Origin of the sequence: Arenimonas daejeonensis (assembly GCF_007993735.1) — a bacterium.
Lineage (GTDB): Bacteria > Pseudomonadota > Gammaproteobacteria > Xanthomonadales > Xanthomonadaceae > Arenimonas > Arenimonas daejeonensis.
The window spans coordinates 1,715,337-1,732,435 of the sequence record NZ_CP042453.1; the positions used below are offsets into that span (position 1 = coordinate 1,715,337).

Below are 17,099 nucleotides of genomic sequence, written 5' to 3' on the forward strand. Positions count from 1 at the left end.
GCCGGCCCGGTCTTCCACGGAGTCCCCGCCATGTCCCTGATCGCCACCTTCACCACGTCCCGCGGCCCGATCCGCGTCAAGCTGCACGCCGACAAGGCTCCGGTCACGGTCGCCAGCTTCGTCAACCTGGTCCAGCGCGGTTATTACGACGGCCTGAGCTTCCACCGCGTGATCCCGGATTTCATGATCCAGGGCGGCTGCCCGGAGGGTTCCGGCCGCGGCGGCCCGGGATACCGCTTCGAGGATGAAACCCGCAGCGACCTGCGCCACGACAAGCCGGGCGTGCTGTCCATGGCCAATGCCGGCCCGGGCACCAATGGCAGCCAGTTCTTCATCACCCACGTCGCCACGCCGTGGCTGGACGGCAAGCACACCGTGTTCGGCGAAGTGGTCGGCGCCGGCGACCAGCAGGTCGTGGATGCGGTGCGTGGCGGCGACAAGATCGAAAGCGTGCGTATCGAAGGCGACACCGACGGCCTGCTGGCTGCCCAGTCCGGCCGCGTGGCCGAATGGAACCAGGTGCTCGACCGCACGGCCTGAGCCGAGCCGCGATGCAAGGGGTCGCCTGCAGGCGACCTCAGGGCACGAAGCGCAGGCTGTCGAACATCCGCGCCACCGCCTCCACGTCCCGGCCGTAGTAATGCTCGGCCGGGGCGATCCACACCAGCACCGTCAGCCGGCCGTCGCGTTCGGCGGCGGTGGCCAGGCCGCGGTAAACCAGGCCACCCGGGTTGTCGAGGTCGAGGTCGAAGCGCAATCCGGGTACGTTGCCGAACGACGCCGGCCGCAGGTCGCGGGCGCTCACATTGGCCCAGCCGGACTGGCGCAAGCCGTCAAGGATGATGTCGCGCACTTCGTCCGGCCGCATGCCGGCACGGAACCACGGGCCATCCGGACGGCTCCTGCGCTCGCGGGTGGTCAGGAACACGTGTTCGCCCGGCTTGATCCGCGAAATGACGATCAACTGGTTAAGGGGCGTGCCGTCGATCGTCCACTGCTCCTGGCGCACGCCCTTGATGCGGGCCCAGTCGAGCTGTGTCTCCAGCGTCAGGTCGAAAACGGTGGTGCCGCCCGCGGTCTGGAGTTTTCCGCCGGCGCCACCCGCGCAGGCGGACAGGATGAGCACCACGCCGAGGCATAGCAGCAGGTGGCGGATCACGGGCGGGTCTCCAGTTCGTCCAGATAGTGCTGCACGAAGGCGGCGTCTTCGGCCTGCGGCGACAGTTCCAGATAACGCTGCAGCGCCGCCGAAGCCTCGTCGCGCCGGCCCTCGGCCCGCAGCACCAGGCCATGCTCGCGGAAGGCGGCGGCGGGCGCGTCGGGCAGGGTGACGGCTTCTGCGTACAGCTCCGCGGCCACGGCCGCGTCGCTGCCCTTGCCGCGCCTGCGATGGGCTTCGGCCAGGTAAAGGTATAGCGGCCCTGCAGGCCGGCATCGGCCAGTCCACGCAGGCGGCCGATGACCTGAACCGAGGTGTCGTACATGCGTCGCGACAGTTCGTCTTCCAGCCAGGATTCGATGAAGGGCCCGACCACGGCGCGGTAGGCGTCCCGGCGGGTGCTGCCCGTGGATGCGCCGCTGGCTTCGGCGGCGGTGCGCACGTCGGCCAGGCGTTCTGTGGTCTTGGGATGGCTGGCGAAGACCGGAATCGGCTTGCCGTAGGTGCGTGCGGCTTCTTCCTCGACCATGCGGCCCCATAGCCGGGCGCCGGCGGCAGGGTCGTATCCCTGTGCCACGGTGGCGGCAAAGCCCAGGCGGTCGGCTTCGCGTTCCGCTTCGCGCGAGAACTGGTACAGAGACGCTTCGCCGAGCAGGCTGGCCAGTTGTCCGGCGGCCCCGGCACCGCCGCCCCAGGCCAGCAGCCCGAACGAGCCGAGCAGGGCCGAGCTGCGTTTGGCCCGGCGCCATTGGGCCAGGGAATGACGCTCACGGAAATGGGCGAACTCGTGGCCCAGTACTGGGGCCAGTTCGGCCTCGTCCTGGAAACGCAGCAGCGCACCGGTCCAGACCACCATCATGCCGTTCGGCGCCATCGAGGCGTTGAACCAGGGTTGTTCGACGATGTACACGCGCAGGTCGGTGCAGTAGTCGCCGGCCACGCGGCAGGCGACGTCGCGCACGTAGGCATTGAGGGCTTCGTCGCGCACCAGCAGGGGGTGTTGCTGAAGCTCGCGCTCGGCGCGGTCCATCGCGTACCAGAGTTCGTCTTCGTCGCTGCCGGCGGGAGGGCGCTGGCCGGGGCGGGCCGAGTCCACGACCTCCGCATGCACGGAGGAGGTCGCCAGCAAAGCCGCCAGCATGAGTCCGGCGGCACGCCTCAAAGCGGCAGTCCCAACAGCATTTCGCGCACCGAGTTTTCCGCGCCTTCGGCATCACGCAGGTCGCCGCTCTGGTTCGATATCAGGTTGAACCAGACCACCTGGCCCGTGCGCAGGTCCACCAGGGTCGCCACGCCCAGCTGCTGGCCGCCACCGATGTCCATGACCCCGCCCATGGCCGCACCGACTATGAAACCAAGCACGCGCATCGCCTTGCGCCCTTCGCTGGCGTAGCTGTCGCGGATGTAGGTGAAAAGGGCGTAGTCGGCGCCGGTCGCGGCCTGCAGTTCCTGCACGCCCGGCCCGAGGGTCCAGTCGAGCTGGGTGCCCTTGGTCGCCAGTTGGCTGCCGGCCCGGGAGTACATGGCGATGCTGGTGGCGACGGCTTCGTTCAGCCGGACCACCTGGCCCAGGCGCGATCGTGGCGGCAGGTCGTCGGGGATATCGAAGTCCGGTTTGCGTTCGGTGTTTCCCTCGGCCAGGAACCGGCCGACAGCGGCGGGGAACTCGCGGCGCGCTGTTTCCGACCATTCCCGGCGCGGTTCCCGCATGCCGCCAGCGGTGACCAGGCTCAGCTCGATGTCCGGCTCGACCACGACCACGCTGCCCTGGATCCGGACCGGGTGCCCGGCCTCGTCGGTGGCGACGCGGTTCTGGCTGTAGGCCGCCGCCTGGAGCGGCAGCAGCAGGCCGAGCAGGGCGGCCAGGGCGAAACGACGAGGTCGCGGGGTCATGGTCATCCTCCGTGCCCAGAATGCCCGAAAGCTCCGGCTGGGCAAGCCCGGGGCAGGGCGGCCGGGAAGGGCTGCGTGGTATCCTTGCGGGGTTTTTCCGCCCCGTCATCACCCCCGCGAGGATAACGATGCCCCAGCTTGCCAAGCGCATGGGCCGTGCCAAGCCCAGCGCCATCATGGCCGTCGCCGAAAAGGCCAAGAAGCTCAAGGCCGAAGGCCGCGATATCGTCAGCTTCTCCATCGGCGTTCCCAACTTCCTGCCCGGCGAACACGTCTATGCCGCCGCCCGCGACGCGCTGGCGAAAGACAGCGGCCAGTACGGCAGCAACCGCGGCGCCGATGAGCTGCTGGATGCCTTCCTCAAGCACATCGAAGCCCTGGGCCTGACCGGCTACACGCGCCTGAACTGCGCGACCGGCATCGGCGCCAAGCACATCCTCTACAACCTGGCCGAAGCGCTGCTGGACGAAGGCGACACCATCGCCTACGCCGTGCCGTACTGGACCACTTACGCCGACATCGCCGAGGTGCTGGACGCGAAGATCCTCGAGCTGCCGTGCCCGGCCAGCCAGGACTACAAGCTCACGCCGGCACAGCTCGACGCAGCGCTGGCGACCAGGCCCAAGGTCTTCCTGTTCAACAACCCGAACAACCCGACCGGCATGGTCTACACCCGCGACGAGATCGCCGCGCTGGCGGACGTGCTGGCGAAACATCCCGACACCTGGGTGATCACCGACGACATCTACAACACGATGGTGTTCGACGGCCTGGGTTACCACAACTTCGTGCAGTTCCGTCCCGAACTTCGCGAGCGCGTGATCTTCGTGGATTCGCTGTCCAAGACCTACGGCATGCCCGGCTGGCGCGTCGGCTTCGTGGCCGGCCCGGAGTCGGTGGCCAAGGCAGTGACGGTGCTCAACTCCACCCACATCACCAACCTGCCGGAAGTGGTCACGGCGGCCGCCGTTGCCGCGCTGACGGGGCCGCAGGACGTGCCGACGTCCAAGTGCGCCGAGTTCCAGGCAAAGCGCGACATGGTGGTGGCCACCATGAACTCGATCCCCGGCGTGGTCTGCCCGAAGCCGCAGGGCGCGTTCTACGTGTTCCCGGACATCAGCTGCGCCTTCGGCAAGTCGCACAAGGGCGTGAAGATCGCCAACGACGTCGACTTCTGCAGCGTACTGCTGGAAGCCAAGGGCGTTGCCTGCGTGCCCGGCTCGGCCTTCGGCGAGCCGCGCGCGCTTCGCATCAGCTACACCTGCCCGACCGCGCAGCTGCCGATCGGCCTGCAGCGGATCCAGGAATTTTTCGCCGAACTTTCGTAACCCTTCCGCGGCGCCCATGACAGGCGCCGCGCTTGTTTCAGGAGACTCCCCATGAAGACCCCGTCCGTGTTGCCATCACCGGCGCCGCCGGCCAGATCGGCTATTCCCTGCTGTTCCGCATCGCCTCGGGCGAAATGCTCGGCAAGGACCAGCCGGTCATCCTGCAGATGCTCGAACTGCCGATGGAGAAGGCCCAGGCCGCGCTCAAGGGCGTGATGATGGAGCTCGAGGACTGCGCGTTCCCGCTGCTGGCCGGCATGGTCGGCACCGACGACCCGATGGTCGCGTTCAAGGACGCCGACGTCGCCCTGCTGGTCGGCGCGATGCCGCGCGGCCCGGGCATGGAGCGCAAGGACCTGCTGCTGAAGAACGCCGAGATCTTCACCGTGCAGGGCAAGGCGCTGAACGCCGTCGCCTCGCGCAACGTGAAGGTGCTGGTGGTCGGCAACCCGGCCAACACCAATGCCTACATCGCCATGAAGTCGGCGCCGGACCTCAACCCGAACAACTTCACCGCGATGCTGCGCCTGGACCACAACCGCGCGTTGTCGCAGCTGGCGATCAAGGCCGGCGTGGCCGTGGCCGACATCGAGAAGCTGGTCGTCTGGGGCAACCACAGCCCGACCATGTACCCGGATTACCGCTTCGCCACCGTCAAGGGCTCGGCGCTGAAGGACAAGATCGGCGACGAGGCATGGAACCGCGAGACCTTCATCCCGAAGGTCGGCAAGCGCGGCGCCGCGATCATCGAAGCCCGCGGCCTGAGCTCGGCCGCTTCGGCCGCCAACGCCGCCATCGACCACATCCACGACTGGGTGCTGGGCACGAACGGCAAGTGGGCGACGATGGGCATCCCGTCGGACGGCAGCTACGGCATCCCGAAGGACGTGATGTACGGCTTCCCGGTGATCTGCAAGGACGGCAAGTACGAGATCGTCCGTGACCTGCCGATCGACGACTACTCGCGCACCATGATGGACAAGACCCTGGCCGAGCTCGAGGAAGAGCGGGCCGGCGTCGCCCACCTGCTCTGATGTCATCGCGAAGGCGGCCTCAGGGCCGCCTTCGCGCTTGTTACACGAGGAAATCGCATGACGCATCACATTTCCGCCGGCGCACGCTTCCGCGCCGCCGTCGAAGAAGAATCCCCACTGCAGGTGATGGGCGCCATCACCGCCTACGCCGGCCTGATGGCCAAGCGCACCGGCTACAAGGCGCTGTACCTGTCGGGCGGCGGCGTCGCCGCCAATTCACTGGGCGTGCCGGACCTCGGCATCAGCACCATGGAAGACGTGCTCACCGACGCGCGCCGCATCGTCGACGCCACCGGCATGCCGCTGCTGGTTGACATCGACACCGGCTGGGGCGGCGCCTTCAACATCGGCCGCACCATCAAGTCCTTCATCAACATCGGCGTCGCCGCCGTGCACATGGAAGACCAGGTCGGCCAGAAGCGCTGCGGCCACCGGCCGGGCAAGGAAGTCGTCTCGACGCTGGAGATGGTCGACCGCGTGAAGTCGGCCGTGGACGCCCGCACCGACGCCGGTTTCGTGATCATGGCGCGTACCGACGCGGCCGCGGTCGAAGGCGTGGACTCGGCGATCGAGCGGGCCGTGGCCTACGTCGAGGCCGGTGCCGACATGATCTTCCCCGAAGCGATGAATACGCTGGACGACTACCGGAAGTTCAAGGCGGCGGTGAAAGTGCCGATCCTGGCCAACCTGACCGAGTTCGGTTCGACCCCGTTCTACACCACCGACGAACTGCGCGACGCCGGCGTGGATATCGCGCTGTACTGCTGCGGCGCCTATCGCGCCATGAACAAGGCCGCGTTGAACTTCTACGAGACCGTGCGCCGCGAGGGCACCCAGAAGAACATCATCGACACCCTGCAGACCCGCGCCGAGCTGTACGACTTCCTTGGCTACCACGCCTACGAAGACAAGCTCGACGAACTGTTCTCGCAGAAAAAGACTGAGCAAGGAGCATCACGATGAGCGACACCACCACCCAGAACCTGCCCAAGCCGAAGAAGTCGGTTGCCCTCAGCGGCACCGCCGCCGGCAACACGGCCCTGTGCACGGTCGGCCGCAGCGGCAACGACCTGCATTACCGAGGCTATGACATCCATGACCTGGCCACGAAGGCCGGCTTCGAGGAAGTCGCCCACCTGCTGGTGCACGGTGCGCTGCCGACCGCATCGCAGCTTTCGGCCTACAAGACCAAGCTCAAGCGACTGCGCGGCCTGCCGGCGATCGTCACCGATGCCCTGGAGCTGGTGCCCGCGAACGCGCACCCGATGGACGTGCTGCGCACCGGCTGCTCGGTGCTAGGCACCGTGCTGCCGGAGAACCACGGTCACCCCGTCAACGAAGCCCGTGACATCGCCGACAAGCTGATGGCCAGCTTCGGCTCGATGCTGCTGTACTGGTGGCACTTCACCCGCAATGGCCGCCGCATCGACGTCGAGACCGACGACGACACCATCGCCGGGCATTTCCTGCACCTGCTGCACGGTGAAGCGCCTAGCAAGTCGCACGAGCGCGCGCTGGACCAGTCGCTGGTGCTGTACGCGGAGCACGAGTTCAACGCGTCCACCTTCACCGCACGCGTGATCGCCGGCACCGGGTCGGACCTGTTCAGCTGCATCACCGGTGCGATCGGCGCGCTGCGCGGCCCGAAACACGGCGGCGCCAACGAAGTGGCGATGGAAATCATTGCCCGCTACGGCAGCGCCGACGAGGCGGAGGCCGACATCCGCGCCCGCGTCGAGCGCAAGGAGATCGTGATCGGCTTCGGCCACCCGGTGTACACCATCGGCGACCCGCGCAATCCGATCATCAAGGAGATCTCGCGCAAGCTGTGCAAGGAAGGCGGCAACCAGACGCTGTTCGACGTCAGCGAACGCATCGAGACGCTGATGATGGACCTCAAGAAGATGTTCCCGAACCTCGACTGGTACAGCGCCTCGGCCTACCACATGATGGGCGTGCCGACGGCGATGTTCACACCGCTGTTCGTGATCGCCCGCACCAGCGGCTGGTCGGCGCACGTGATCGAGCAGCGCATCGACGGAAAGATCATCCGCCCGAGCGCGAACTACACCGGTCCCGAGGACCGCGAGTTCGTGGCGATCGACAAGCGCTGATCCTCCGGCGTGCAGAAACGACGACGAAGGCCGCGCAGCGATGCGCGGCCTTCGTTTTTCTGGAGCCGTGAATCAGGGCGCCAGGTGGTGGCTGGCGACGGTGGCCGCTGCCGGCGGCGGCGGGGTCAGGCGCTGGACCCGGAAGAAGGTGTGGTCACCGATGGTGGCCACGCGCGGCGCCGTGGCCCAGGCCGGGTTGGCCAGGTCCAGGGCGGCGAAGTGGCTGGCGCCCGGCACGACCTCGCGGCGCTCGCCGGCCGGCAACTGCCAGTCCTGCTGGGCCTGGAAGGCGACCTGCACGGCCCGTTCCCAGGCCTTGAGGTTCTTCATGCGCAGCCCGGGGTTCACGATGGTCGGGGCGAACTGCTTGCGGGCGGTCACCACGTCGCAGACCGACTCGCCCCACTGGCCGCTGTCGCGACGGCGCAGGGCCACTTCGGCCACGGCGCGCTGCCCCAGCTCGGACTGGTTGCGGGCCTCGAGGTAGACGGTGGTCGCCAGGCAGAGCGGGTCGGCGGCCGGCTGCGGCAGGATCTGGGCAAGCCACAGGATGAAAGACAACTTCATGGCGGAACTCCTTGCTCCGTTGCGCCGCAATCTCCCGCCCGCATTCCTGCGGGGCCCGAATGGTTCAAACGGGGAGGGGGATGGCTTGCGGCCTGGCGCGTTTTGGGGATGGACGAGCCGGGCTCGCATTCCGGGCGGCGGTAGGTCAGTTGGGCGCCGCCCGGAAACCCCGCTGAGCCATGCGTGCGGGGCCGTGTTGGTCTGGCGGGGCAGGGCCCGGACGCCAGTTCAGCGGCGCATGGTACGGGCTGGAACCGAACCTTGCCTGAACGGCCTAATCCAAGCCTTTGATTTTTATTGGAGTAATCACTCTGGAGTGGCGCCCGGCCGCGCCGGGAGGCACTTACAGCGCGGCTGCCAGCCGGCTGCCCTGGTCGATCGCGCGCTTGGCGTCCAGTTCGGCCGCGACATCGGCACCACCGATCAGGTGCGGCGTGCGGCCGGCGGCCTGCAGGGGCTCGACCAGGGCCCGGAGCGGTTCCTGGCCGGCACAGATCACCACATGGTCCACCGGCAGGGTCTGTTCGCGGCCATCCACCCGGATGCGCAGGCCCTGGTCGTCCACGCCCAGGTATTCGACACCGCCCAGGGCTTGGACGCCCTTGGCCTTCAGAGTCGAGCGGTGGATCCAGCCCGTGGTCTTGCCCAGCCGGGCGCCGGGTTTGCCGGGACTGCGCTGCAGCAGCCAGACCTCGCGGGCAGGGGCTTCAGGATGGGGTTTGGCCAGGCCGCCTGCGCCCTCGAAGTCGGGCGCCACCCCCCACTCGGCCAGCCAGCGGCCGGTGTCGAGGGTGGACGACGGGCCTTCGTGCACCAGGAACTCGGATACATCGAAGCCGATGCCGCCGGCACCGATCACCGCGACCTTGCGGCCGGGCGTCACCCGGCCGGTGATCACGTCCAGATAGCTGACCACCTTGGCGTGCTCGGCACCGGGGAAGTCCACCCGGCGCGGGCGGATCCCGGTGGCCAGTACGATCTCATCGTATCCGCCGGCCAGCAGGTGGTCGGCGTCCACCCGGGTGCCGAGCCGCTGTTCGACGCCGGTCAGCTGCAGGCGTTTGCCGAAATAGCGCAGGGTTTCATGGAACTCTTCCTTGCCCGGGATCTTCTTGGCCAGGTTGAACTGGCCACCGATCTCTGGCGCGGCATCCATCAGGGTGACGTGGTGTCCTCGTTCGGCCGCCACCGTGGCGCAGGCCAGTCCCGCCGGTCCCGCGCCGACCACGGCGATGCGCTTGGGTGCGGTGGTGGGCGTGTAGTTGAGCTCGGTTTCGGCGCAGGCGCGCGGGTTGACCAGGCAGCTCGCCTTCCTGGCCACGAATACGTGGTCCAGGCAGGCCTGGTTGCAGGCGATACAGGTGTTGATCTCGTCCCGGCGGCCGCTACGGGCCTTGTTCACCCACTGCGGATCGGCCAGCAGCGGGCGTGCCATGGACACCATGTCGGCCTGGCCGGAGGCGAGGATCTGCTCGGCGACTTCGGGCATGTTGATGCGGTTGGTCGCGACCAGCGGCAACTTCACGTGCGGCTTGAACTTGGCTGTGACGCCGGCGAAGGCGGCGCGCGGCACCGAGGTGGCGATGGTCGGCACCCGTGCCTCATGCCAGCCGATGCCGGTGTTGATGATGGTGGCGCCGGCGGCTTCGATGGCCTTGGCCTGCATCACGATCTCGTCCCAGGCCGAACCGCCCTCCACCAGCTCCAGCATGGACAGGCGATAGATCAGGATGAAGTCCGGGCCCACGGCCTCGCGGATGCGGCGCACGATCTCGACCGCAAAGCGCATGCGCTTTTCCGGCGTGCCGCCCCAGTCGTCGGTGCGCTTGTTGGTGCGCGCCGACAGGAACTGGTTGATCAGGTAACCCTCGGAGCCCATCACCTCGACGCCGTCGTACCCGGCTTCGCGGGCCAGCTTCGCCGTGTTGACGAATGCCTTGATCTGCCGCTCGACCCCCAGGCGCTGAGCGCGCGCGGTGTGAGCGGGCTGATCGGCGCTTTCACCTTCGACGCCGACACCAGCAGCGGATGCGCGGCATAACGGCCTGCGTGCAGGATCTGCATGGCGATCTTGCCGCCGGCCGCGTGCACGGCACTGGTGACGATGCGGTGCTTGTGGATTTCCCAGGGCCAGCTGAGCTTGCCGGCGAAGGGCTTGAGCCAGCCAACCAGGTTCGGCGCGATGCCGCCGGTGACCATCAGGCCTACACCGCCTTCGGCACGCTCGCGGAAATAGGCCGCCAGTTTCGGGAAGTCGCGCGCGTGGTCTTCCAGGCCGGTGTGCATCGAGCCCATCAGTACGCGGTTGGACAGGGTGCAGAAGCCGAGATCCAGCGGCTGGAGCAGGTGCGGGTAGGGCGTGGGCGTCATGGGCGGCGGCGGCGAGCGGTCGAGTCCCGCACGATGCCCGGATCGGCGGGGGCGGACAAGTCGGTGTTTTCCCGGATCAGGCTGCCGCGTCGTCGCGGTCGGTGCGCATGGCGAGGTCGCGCAGGCCCAGCCGCTGGCCGTCGGTGTCGCGCAGGCCAAGCGCATCGAGCGCCGCACCGGTGTGCTTGTTGACGAAACGCACCGGCGCTTTGCCGCCATAGATCCAGCGGTCGCCCCATTGCGCCAGTGCTATCAGCACCGGGGCCAGGTCCTTGCCACTTTCAGTCAGGCGGTATTCGATCTCGCGCGCGTCCTGGCTGGACGGGCGGCGTTCCAGCACACCGGCTTCGACCAGGTGCTTGAGGCGGGCGCTGAGCACGTTCTTGGCGATGCCGAGCTGGCGTTCGAAGTCGCCGAAGCGCCGGGTGCCGCGGAAACACTCGCGCAGGATCAGCAGGCTCCACCATTCACCCACGCGTTGGGGTCTGGGCCATGGGGCAGGGCATATCGGCGTACGAGGTTCTTTTCATGGGGTCAGGATAGGCCGGTAGGTTGCATCATGCAACCATGTATGTCAGGATGTACCCGGTTTCATAAAGAAACCGAAGGAGCCGCCATGAACCCGTCTGTCCTGCGTACCCTGGGTCGCCTGCTGGGCGGCCTGTTTCCCGGTCTGGCCGCCACCCTGGCGCGGCGCCTGGCCACCCGGCCCCTGCACCGCAGCCGTCGGCCCGATCCCGCGGGTGCCGAGCCCGTGACCTTCCGTTTCGGCCTGGCCGGACTGCGTTGGGGCAGCCAAGGTCCGCGCGTCCTGGCCCTGCACGGCTGGGAAGGCCGCGCGGCGCAGTTCCGGGGCTTAGGGAGCGCCTGGCGGCCCGGGGCTATCAACTGATCGCACTGGACGCACCGGCGCATGGCCGGTCGCCCGGCGCCGAAGCCGATCCGGTGGTGTTCGCCGATGCGTTGCAGGAAGTGGCCGCCGAGCTGGGCCCACTGCATGCGGTGGTGGGACATTCAATGGGCGGCGCCTCGGCGCTCTACGCTCTGAGCCGCGGCCTGGATTCCGGGCGCAGCGTGGCGATCGCCGCACCGGCGGGCCTGGCTGGCGTGCTGGCCCGGATGAGCCAGGCCCCTGGGCCTGCCCGAGGAAGCCCGGCGCCGCTTCTTCGCCAAGATGGAGTCGCGCACGGGCCTGGCTCCGGAAGCGCTGGACATCGACCACCTGGCAGTCGACCTGGACCAGCCCCTGCTTGTGGTGCACGACCACGACGATGCCGTGATCCCCTTCGCCGATGCCCTGCGCATCACCCGCGCGACGCGGGCCGAGTTGCACGAGACCCGTGGACTGGGCCATCGAGAGGTGCTGCGCGACGCGCAGGTGCTCGACCGGATCGTCGGATTCCTCGAGGCGCGCGCGGCCTGAGGTTCCCGCGGCCGCAGCGGCGGGCTGCGTGCGTTTACCTGTCCAGCGCCCGGCGTTTTCCATGCCGGGTTCTGGCAGACTGAACGCCTACGCCACGCACGCACGGATCGCCCGCCCATGAGCCACCACGACATCCGCTCCGCCCAGCGTCCCGACCCCGACCAGGCGATGGTGGACATCGCCAACTACATCACCGACTACTACATCGGTTCCTCCGAGGCCTACACCACGGCACGCTACATGCTGCTGGACTCGCTGGCCTGCGCGATGCTGGCGATGCGCCATCCAGAGTGCGTCAAGCACCTCGGTCCGCTGGTCCCCGGTGCGAACCTGCCCGGCGGCGCCCGCGTGCCGGGCACGTCGTACGAACTCGACCCGGTGCAGGCGGCCTACAACATCGGCGTGCAGGTGCGCTGGCTGGACTTCAACGACACCTGGCTGGCCGCCGAGTGGGGCCATCCGTCCGACAACCTGGGTGCCATCCTGGCGGTCGGTGACTATCTCAGCCGCAAGGCCGAGCGCGAAAACGGCAAGATGATCACCGTGCGCGACGTGCTGACCTGGGCGATCAAGGCCCATGAGATCCAGGGCGCCTATGCGCTGAAGAACAGCTTCAACCGGGTCGGCCTGGACCATGTCCTGCTGGTCCGCCTGGCGTCCACGGCGGTGGCCACCCACATGCTGGGCGGTGGCAAAGAGGAAATCATCAACGCGGTCAGCCACAGCTGGCTGGACGGTGGCGCCCTGCGCACCTACCGCCATGCCCCGAATGCCGGGCCCCGCAAGAGCTGGGCCGCCGGCGATGCCTGCCGACGCGCGGTCACCCATGCCCTGAACGCGGTCAAGGGCTGCGTCGGTTACCCCAGCGCGCTGAGCGCCAAGACCTGGGGTTTCTACGACGTGCTGTTCAAGGGCAAGGAATTCGAGTTCGAACGCCCGTTCGGCAGCTATGTGATGGAAAACGTACTGTTCAAGATCAGCTACCCGGCCGAGTTCCACGCCCAGACGGCGGTGGAGTGCGCCATGCAGTTGCACCCGAAGGTGGCCGGAAAGCTCGACCAGGTCGAGCGCATCCTGGTGGAGACCCAGGAGGCCGGGGCCCGCATCATCGACAAGACCGGGCCGCTGGCCAACTACGCCGATCGTGACCACTGCCTGCAGTACATGATCGCGGTGCCCTTGGTATTCGGCCGCCTGACCGCGGACGACTACGGCGACGCCGTGGCGGCCGACCCCGCATCGACGCCCTGCGGGCCAGGATGGAGGTCAAGGAAAACCCCCAGTTCACCCGGGACTACTTCGATCCCGAAAAGCGCTACATCGGCAATTCGGTCGAGGTGGTCTTCAAGGACGGCAGCTCGACCGGCAAGGTCTCGATTGACTACCCGATCGGCCACCGGGAGCGCCGCGGCGAGGGCATCCCGGTCCTGCTGCAGAAGTTCGAGGCGGCCGTTGGCGGCCAATTGCCAGCCCGCCGGGTCCAGCAGATACTGGCCCTGACCGGGGACACATCCCGGTTCGAAGCCACGCCGATCCACCGTTTTGTCGATTTGTTCACGCTTTGATGGGCAGGCTTGCCAAATCTTGGTAAAGTTGTTAGATTCCTGTTAACCGGTATCGCAGTCCTTTGTTGAGTGCGTGCGTGGCCGGCAGTATCGGTTCCGCAATCTGTATGAAGTTCCCCTGTAGAAATGGAGCAAATCATGAAGAAGAACCTCCTGTGCTGCGCCCTGTTCGGCGCGATGGCCATGGCGCAGTCAGCATCCGCGCAAGATTTCGATGACCGCTGGTACATCAGCGGTGGACTTGGTTACAACTACCAGGACCGCGACCGTGGTACCGAGAACGACATGTTCGGCACCCTTGGTCTGGGCAAGTTCATCACTCCGAACTGGTCCATCGACGGCGAGCTGAACTACCAGAATCCGGGTTTCCCGGGTAACGATCTGCTGTTCAGCCAGTACGGCGCGTCGGTTGACGCCCGTTACCACTTCATCAAGGAAGGCCGCGAGTGGTGGCCGTATGTGCGCATGGGTCTGGGCGTGCAGATGGCTGACGAAGAGTACGACAACTTCCCGAGCCCGGACTCCCCGGGTGAGCGCGATGACAGCGTGCTGGCCGCCAACCTCGGCGTCGGTATCCAGAGCGATTACGACCGCGTTTCCATCCGTGGTGAATTCGGCACCCGGGTCGCCTTCGACGACTCCAGCTTCGTCAGCCCGGACTCCGACCACTTCGTCGACCTGCTCGCCTCGTTCACCGTGCTGGTGAAGCTTGGCGATCTGGCCGAGCCGGTGGTTCCGGTCGAGCCGCCGCAGCAGACCTGCGCCGACTTGGACGATGACGGCGACGGCATCAACAACTGCGACGACAAGTGCCCGGATTCGGTCGCTGGCCAGGCCATCGGCCCGGACGGCTGCCCGGTTCCGCTGACCATCGACCTCAAGGGCGTGAACTTCGACTTCGACAAGGACACCCTGCGTCCGGAAGCCGAGACCATCCTCGCCGAGGCCGTGTCGATCCTGCAGAAGTACCCGCAGCTCAAGGTTGAGGTTGCCGGCCACACCGACTCCGTCGGTTCCGAGCAGTACAATGGGGCCTGTCGGAGCGTCGCGCCGCGACGGTGTACAACTACCTGACCAACGCCGGCATCACTGCCGACCGCCTGGTCGGTCCGAACGGTTTCGGCGAAAGCCGTCCGCTCGACACCAACGACACCGCCGAAGGCCGTGCGCGCAACCGCCGTACCGAGCTGAACGTGCAGAACTGATCCTTCAGTCTCCACGGCAAGACCCGAAGCCCGGCCTCGTGCCGGGCTTCGCTTTTGTGATCCGGGTCACGATATTCCGTTTGCCTCATCGGGCCGGCACGCCTAAGCTTCAGGCACCCACAAGCCCCCCGGTGCCCGATGATCCGCAGCCTATCCCTCGTTTCCCTGGCCTTGCCCGCGCTGTTCCTGGCATCGGCTCCCGTGGCGGCGTCGACCGCGGCTTGCAACATCGCCGCATTGCCGCCGATGCCGGCCACCGTGCCGGCGCCCGAAATGCAGCGGGCAGTGACCCCGCCGCTCAGCTGTGTGAGCCTTGTGGCTTATACCGAACGCCTGCGCCGCCCCGCGGCCCCTGTTGCCGCGACGCCGCGACCGGCCCCGGCCGCTTCGTCTCCGGCGGCCTATGCGCCCAAGACCCAGCACGACAACACGCCCTGGCGCTTCGACATGAACCAGAACGGCCGTCGCATGACCGCCGAAGAGTTCGACGCCTGGATGAAGGCCAAAGGCATCCGCGTGGCCACCGGCAAGCCGGGCGCCAGCGCCCCGGCCGCGGCACCAGCCGCCGCTGCTCCCGCCCAGTGCGTCGCGTCGGCTACGGTGCAGTGCTGAAGCGGTAGTGCGCCACCCGCCACCCGTTGCCGCCTGGGTAGCCGAAGCGTTCGGCGCAGGCCATCCGGAAGAACATCCGATGGCCTCCCGGCATCAACGGCCGCGGCGCCGCGGCCACGGGAAAAAGGCGTTGACTTCCTGCTGGTAGCGAAGATAGTACTCGCCGCGCGAACGCAGCGACTGCGCCTCGGCCCAGGGGATGCCGCTGACGCGGTTCAAGAAGACGAACATCAGCACCGGCCCGACCAGGCTGAGCCAGAACAGCCCGCTGCCCACCGCCAGCAGCGTGTAGCTGAACCAGTGCAGCCATTCGAAAAAGTAGTTGGGATGCCGCGACCAGGCCCACAGTCCCGCCCGGCAGGTCTTGCCGCGATTCCAGGATGCGCCCGGAATCGTGCCAGTTGCCGGTCGGCGAGGCTTTCGCCCAGCATGGACAGCAACCAGACCACGATGGCCAGCACCGTGCACGGCCCGAAGCGATAGCCCGGGTTCGCCGCGGCGGCCAGGAAGGGCAGTGAGAACAGGGCGACCACCAGCGCCTGCATCTGGAAGAAGACGAAGAACTTCGCAGGACTGCCGCTCCAGGCCGCGCGCAGCGCACGATAGCGGCCGTCCTCTTCCTCGCTGAGGACCCGGTGCAACAGGTGCAGGCACAGCCGTGCACCCCAGATGCTGCCGAACATCGCCACCAGAGCGCGTGCGACGCCCGATCCCTCGCCGACCACGCCCGCGAACAGTGCCGCGAGCGCCATCAGCCCGGCCCAGCCGACATCGACATACCCGATGTTGCGCACCCGCATCGAGAATGCCCACAGCGCCGCCATCACCACGGCCGATCCCATCCAGATCATGGCCAGTGTCCACCCGGCGCTCATGCTCCGTATTCCCGCGTAAACGGCGCCAGGCGGGCAGGGCGGCAGCAGCTGGGACCACGCATGCCGCATGGTCGATTCTTCGCGGTGATGGGGCGGTGAACCGGCTCCAGGCTCCGATGACGCACGTCGTGCAGTAGCGGGTCTGGCGGTGCTTGCGCCATGCTTCATGCATGCCACGTCCTCCCGCCCGGCCCAACGTCATCGCACACCGCCACGGCGTGGCCCGCGTGCTGTCGAAACTGGGGTTGTGCTCGCGCAGCCGGGCGGCAATCTGGGTGCGCGAGGGGCGGGTGGCGGTGAACGGTCGTATCGTGCGCGACCCGGAGCAGCCGGTCCGGCAGGGCCAGGACCGCCTGGCGGTGGACGGGCGCGAGCTGGCCGCGGCCGAACGGCTCTACATCGCGCTCAACAAGCCGCGTGGCCTGGTCACCACCGCCAGCGATGAACGCGGCCGCGACACCGTCTACGCCTGCCTGGAGGGCGCGGGCCTGCCCTGGCTGGCGCCCGTGGGCCGCCTGGACCAGGCCAGCGAAGGCCTGCTGCTGATTAGCAACGACCCGGCCTGGGCCGCAGCCATCACCGACCCGGCCACCGGCCCGGACAAGACCTATCACGTGCAGGTGGATGCGATTCCCGACGAGGTACTGCTGGCGAAACTGCGCACTGGCGTCCATGACAGCGGCGAGCATCTCTCGGCCCGGTCGGCCACCATACTGCGCACCGGCACCCGCAACGCCTGGCTGGAGATCGTGCTCGACGAAGGCCGCAACCGGCAGATCCGCCGCCTGCTGGCCGCACACGGCCTGGGTGTGCTGCGCCTGGTGCGCGTGGCGATCGGTCCGCTGGCGCTGGGCGAGCTGGGCAAGGGCGCATGGCGTCGCCTCACGCCCGACGAAGTGCAGTCACTCGTCGGCGGCGGTCCCACGAATCCAGCGAGCTGATGTCCGGGCGCGG

The 17,099-nt window shown here is 67.8% G+C and carries 14 protein-coding genes and 4 pseudogenes; 11 read left to right on the plus strand and 7 right to left on the minus strand.

Going from position 1 to position 17,099, the window contains the following annotated elements; genetic code table 11:
- Positions 1-30: 30 nt before the first annotated feature.
- Positions 31-540, plus strand: coding sequence for a peptidylprolyl isomerase (locus FRZ33_RS08345; protein WP_146909004.1), 510 nt, complete (start codon positions 31-33; stop codon positions 538-540).
- 37 nt (positions 541-577) lie between these two features.
- Here FRZ33_RS08345 and FRZ33_RS15175 read toward each other — a convergent pair whose 3' ends face one another.
- The 3 genes from FRZ33_RS15175 to FRZ33_RS08355 form a co-directional block, all read right to left on the minus strand.
- Complete coding sequence (locus tag FRZ33_RS15175) at positions 578-1,009, minus strand: hypothetical protein (RefSeq protein WP_158637159.1); 432 nt, start codon at positions 1,007-1,009, stop codon at positions 578-580.
- A complete protein-coding gene (locus FRZ33_RS08350) occupies positions 969-2,255 on the minus strand; it encodes a M48 family metallopeptidase (protein ID WP_158637160.1) in 1,287 nt (428 codons plus the stop codon). Before FRZ33_RS08350 ends, FRZ33_RS15175 begins: the two co-directional genes overlap by 41 nt.
- Positions 2,256-2,317: 62 nt before the next feature.
- The gene (locus FRZ33_RS08355; protein WP_146909007.1) at positions 2,318-3,052 is read right to left on the minus strand and encodes a hypothetical protein; all 735 of its coding nucleotides are present in this window, start codon (positions 3,050-3,052) and stop codon (positions 2,318-2,320) included.
- A 128-nt stretch (positions 3,053-3,180) separates the two neighbouring features.
- On the opposite strand from FRZ33_RS08355, the gene FRZ33_RS08360 reads away from it, so the two are divergent.
- Genes FRZ33_RS08360 through prpC form a run of 4 tightly spaced genes read left to right on the plus strand, consistent with a single transcriptional unit; the run spans position 3,181 to position 7,528 of the window.
- Positions 3,181-4,380 (plus strand): aminotransferase class I/II-fold pyridoxal phosphate-dependent enzyme, encoded by a 1,200-nt coding sequence (locus FRZ33_RS08360; protein WP_146909009.1) that lies wholly within the window; start codon positions 3,181-3,183, stop codon positions 4,378-4,380.
- Positions 4,381-4,412: 32 nt separating this feature from the next.
- A complete protein-coding gene (locus FRZ33_RS08365; protein ID WP_146909011.1) occupies positions 4,413-5,414 on the plus strand; it encodes a malate dehydrogenase in 1,002 nt (333 codons plus the stop codon).
- A gap of 57 nt (positions 5,415-5,471) precedes the next feature.
- Complete coding sequence (gene prpB, locus FRZ33_RS08370; RefSeq protein ID WP_146909013.1) at positions 5,472-6,377, plus strand: methylisocitrate lyase; 906 nt, start codon at positions 5,472-5,474, stop codon at positions 6,375-6,377.
- Entirely contained in the window at positions 6,374-7,528 is a 1,155-nt protein-coding gene (prpC, locus tag FRZ33_RS08375) for a bifunctional 2-methylcitrate synthase/citrate synthase (RefSeq protein ID WP_146909015.1), read from the plus strand. The genes prpB and prpC overlap by 4 nt, the downstream gene beginning before the upstream one ends.
- Positions 7,529-7,600: 72 nt before the next feature.
- On the opposite strand, the gene FRZ33_RS08380 is transcribed toward prpC, so the two are convergent.
- From FRZ33_RS08380 to FRZ33_RS08390, 3 genes and pseudogenes are all read right to left on the minus strand, one after another.
- Positions 7,601-8,095, minus strand: coding sequence for a cell wall hydrolase (locus tag FRZ33_RS08380; protein ID WP_146909017.1), 495 nt, complete (start codon positions 8,093-8,095; stop codon positions 7,601-7,603).
- 343 nt (positions 8,096-8,438) lie between these two features.
- Positions 8,439-10,465: pseudogene (locus FRZ33_RS08385) on the minus strand (oxidoreductase).
- 76 nt (positions 10,466-10,541) lie between these two features.
- Positions 10,542-10,940, minus strand: coding sequence for a winged helix-turn-helix transcriptional regulator (locus FRZ33_RS08390; RefSeq protein WP_227977720.1), 399 nt, complete (start codon positions 10,938-10,940; stop codon positions 10,542-10,544).
- A gap of 141 nt (positions 10,941-11,081) precedes the next feature.
- Between FRZ33_RS08390 and FRZ33_RS08395 the strand changes: the two genes are divergently transcribed.
- The 5 genes and pseudogenes from FRZ33_RS08395 (at position 11,082) to FRZ33_RS08415 (ending at position 15,270) form a co-directional block, all read left to right on the plus strand.
- Positions 11,082-11,357 (plus strand): hypothetical protein, encoded by a 276-nt coding sequence (locus FRZ33_RS08395; RefSeq protein WP_146909018.1) that lies wholly within the window; start codon positions 11,082-11,084, stop codon positions 11,355-11,357.
- Positions 11,252-11,971 carry an alpha/beta hydrolase gene (locus tag FRZ33_RS17695; RefSeq protein ID WP_146909020.1) on the plus strand — a complete coding sequence of 240 codons (720 nt, stop codon included), beginning with the start codon at positions 11,252-11,254 and terminating at the stop codon, positions 11,969-11,971. Before FRZ33_RS08395 ends, FRZ33_RS17695 begins: the two co-directional genes overlap by 106 nt.
- Positions 11,972-12,005: 34 nt before the next feature.
- Positions 12,006-13,453 (plus strand): annotated as a pseudogene (locus FRZ33_RS08405) (bifunctional 2-methylcitrate dehydratase/aconitate hydratase).
- A 138-nt stretch (positions 13,454-13,591) separates the two neighbouring features.
- Positions 13,592-14,658: pseudogene (locus FRZ33_RS08410) on the plus strand (OmpA family protein).
- A 138-nt stretch (positions 14,659-14,796) separates the two neighbouring features.
- Positions 14,797-15,270, plus strand: coding sequence for a hypothetical protein (locus FRZ33_RS08415; RefSeq protein ID WP_146909022.1), 474 nt, complete (start codon positions 14,797-14,799; stop codon positions 15,268-15,270).
- 93 nt (positions 15,271-15,363) lie between these two features.
- On the opposite strand, the pseudogene FRZ33_RS08420 reads toward FRZ33_RS08415, so the two are convergent.
- A pseudogene (locus FRZ33_RS08420) lies at positions 15,364-16,145 on the minus strand (DUF1295 domain-containing protein).
- Positions 16,146-16,315: 170 nt separating this feature from the next.
- Between FRZ33_RS08420 and FRZ33_RS08425 the strand changes: the two are divergent.
- Positions 16,316-17,086 carry a pseudouridine synthase gene (locus FRZ33_RS08425; RefSeq protein WP_146909024.1) on the plus strand — a complete coding sequence of 257 codons (771 nt, stop codon included), beginning with the start codon at positions 16,316-16,318 and terminating at the stop codon, positions 17,084-17,086.
- Positions 17,087-17,099 lie beyond the last annotated feature (13 nt).